Annotated in this window: 2 protein-coding genes; one reads left to right on the top strand and one right to left on the bottom strand. The window is 33.3% G+C overall.

What is annotated here, in order from left to right; all coding sequences use genetic code 11:
- The first annotated feature begins 201 nt into the window (after positions 1–201).
- Positions 202–882: a hypothetical protein gene (locus JMX92_RS13230; RefSeq protein ID WP_201546139.1), complete on the top strand. Its 681-nt coding sequence runs from the start codon at positions 202–204 to the stop codon at positions 880–882.
- A gap of 288 nt (positions 883–1,170) precedes the next feature.
- On the opposite strand, the gene JMX92_RS13225 is transcribed toward JMX92_RS13230, so the two are convergent.
- Entirely contained in the window at positions 1,171–2,145 is a 975-nt protein-coding gene (locus tag JMX92_RS13225; RefSeq protein WP_201546137.1) for a hypothetical protein, read from the bottom strand.
- Positions 2,146–2,429 lie beyond the last annotated feature (284 nt).

Here is a 2,429-nt window from a genome sequence, read left to right as displayed (position 1 = left end):
TCATAGTACGATTGGTTATGTGTCGCCTTTTGAGTTTGAGAGACGATACTATGATAGTCTTAATGAGTCAAACAAAGCTGCCTGACTCAAGTAATCCACTCTCCGATATACTCGGGGCGGTTCACTGTTAATAAAACACCATTATTTAAGAATATAGATCAACCTGATAACAATACTAGCCAGCAACTGTTAAATAGTAATTTGGATGACTTTAAAGAGTCGAATACAAATTCAATTTTCATTCATCCTAAATATGCGGACGTCATAGGTTTTCTAGAGGAGCTGCAGGAGTTAAAAGAAAACTCTCGAGATCAGCTGTTACCTGAAGTTGCTATTAGACATGGTATAAGTCTAAATGAATCTAAATGTTTATATCTGCGCGCTAGTGAGCTGTTCGACGATGACAGGCTATTACTAGGTAGGCCTAAAGGTAGTAAAAACCAGGAAGTAATCATTAGAGCATTAGATAGGGCGTATCAGATGTCTATAAAGGATCCTAAGAAGTTGAGAATGTTTATTGAGATATTTGCACACAAACAAAACTTAAATAACTCATCGATTCATTTTGGTATTAAGGAGGCCCAGCTTGAGATACTACAGAGTTTTATACTGGTAGGTTGTCAGCTTATTGATGCCAGTCATTGGCAGGTTAGGGCATATAGCGAGCAAGCTGTAAGTGATGTTAAAAAAGACTTGAGTTTGAGCAGCTCAATACGTGTCGGTGCTCGTGAGAGTTTTCATGGCTGTGAGGTAAGGGTAGTACAGAAAAAACGTAAACGATCTAATAAGAACTTGGCTGTTACTGACGATTACTATGCTTCATCGGGCGTTCTTAAGTATTTAGGATATTTCTTGATGGTATTAATAGAAGATAAAGTATAGTGAATTGAACATTCAATTAGTAAACTACGAGTTTATACACAGACAGACACTAGACCTCTGCAGTCAAATCTGTAGAACCAAACTTGAGAGATTTTAGCTACTCAGCTTGGAATATATACGGTTTGCTGCTGAATCGTAGTTGCTGGCAAGAGCTATTATACGATGGAATAGTTTTACTCTAGGTGGCCTTTAGCTATCGTTGATACAGCATAAAAACCCAACATAATTTTGCCAATACTGTTGGGTATGCGGATGCATTCCTAAATGACATTTGCATCGTTTCAATCTTTAAAAACTATATTGATTGAAGTCTTTTAACCAGTTCTCAAGGTTATTGAAATTAATAATTTTTTGATTTCGGGTTATAACAGGATATCTAGAAACAACAAAATGTTCAATAACATCATTGTCGAGCTTTTCTTTAACAAGGTGCTCTCTATTCACCTCTTTTTTAAGTGCTCTATTATAGTATGAGATTAGCTTTTTGTTTAAACGACCGATTTTTATATAGTCATCACCCACTCTGGATATATCAATAAAGCTATTTTTGCATTGAAAGTTATATATTTTATTATTCTTTAAAGTAATAATGTCAAATTCCTTACGATTAATCCTAGTTATATTTGTTAATTCAAAATCATGCTCTTCAAGTATTTTTGACACCATATCTTCAAAAATAAATCCTGAGTTGATTTGAAACGACTTATTTTTTGAAAGTACGTCAGTCAGAACCCTGTAAACGAACTTACCTACTAAAACGACGGTTGAATAATAGGTATCGTTGTTCTTTTGAAATGGCGAATAGGAATTTAGAAGAGTAAAGTAGTCATCACTAGGGTTGTATAGTTCTAATTTTTTATACTTAATATTTAAGGACTTGAAGATGTTCTCGGATATTAAAATATTGTAATCATCTTCTACATATATAGAGATATCTTCAATAAAAGAATCAAGTAGCTTGTATTTCGGACTTTCTTTTATATTGTATTTATCGAAAGTACTAGAGAAAATTGACATTGTTCCTATTACTTCACTGAATGAAAATATTTGTCCTTTCGGTAAGGGGTGTTTCTTATTAAATACGACTTGATTGGCTCGAAACGTAAGTTGATCAGATAGAGAGAGACGTTGCGGTTCTAGAAAAAAATCATCTAAATGGTAATAGTTATAATTGGGTTTTGCTGAGATACCATCACTATACATTTCAAAATCTGATAAGCAGTAATTTAATAATAAATTATAATAGGCATTGGTTATACCCATTAAGCAACTTTCCATAGGATAGTTTAAGTCGTTTAATATATTCTCATATTCTAACTGCCTATTACCCTTTGCAACTTTGGGAATAATATTAAGAGTTGTTAAGTAATATATTCTTCTAGACTGAAAGTAATTAATTGAATTTTGGGTCGTATTAAGACGGTAATCACCCCGAAAAACAATAACACGTAAAAGTAGAAACTAACTGCTAAAATACCAGCAGGAGATTTCGACATGAAAAAATCAAGATTTACCGACACTCAGATTGTTAATATACTCAAACAAGC

Origin of the sequence: Psychrobacter sp. H7-1, from assembly GCF_904846585.1 — a bacterium.
Taxonomy (GTDB): domain Bacteria; phylum Pseudomonadota; class Gammaproteobacteria; order Pseudomonadales; family Moraxellaceae; genus Psychrobacter; species Psychrobacter raelei.
The sequence above is the reverse complement of the archived record's forward strand: the minus strand, read 5'-3'. Positions and strand labels throughout refer to the sequence as shown.